Raw genomic sequence first — 330 nt, 5'->3', positions numbered from 1 at the left:
ATATCTAAAATATAATCCAGCACCCTCATCACCTCCCAAAAATATACCATAATCATTATAAATATAAGATAAGTGTGTTGAATAATGAATACCATCATAATAATCTTCAAATGTAACTTCTGTTAAAGTAAATTTATTTTTTTGCAACACATTAATGCTTTCTGATTTTTTAAAATCAAAATATATTTTTTTATTTATTTTTTGATTAAAAAAGAATTCTCCTTTTTCATCATGCATTGTATTTCCTTTTTCTCTATTGCTGAATATTTCCCAATAAGCTTTATTGTAAATTATTACTTTATTATCTATATCTTTACACAAGCTCTTAAA

1 pseudogene is annotated in these 330 nt (G+C 22.4%); it reads right to left on the bottom strand.

Features of this window, described 5'->3' with window-relative positions:
* A pseudogene (locus AJ932_RS10400) lies at positions 1-237 on the bottom strand (hypothetical protein); the annotation flags it as partial.
* Positions 238-330 lie beyond the last annotated feature (93 nt).

Origin of the sequence: Campylobacter sp. BCW_6873 (assembly GCF_001762365.1) — a bacterium.
In the GTDB taxonomy this organism is placed as follows: domain Bacteria; phylum Campylobacterota; class Campylobacteria; order Campylobacterales; family Campylobacteraceae; genus Campylobacter_D; species Campylobacter_D jejuni.
This window is presented reverse-complemented; position numbering and strand designations above follow the sequence as displayed.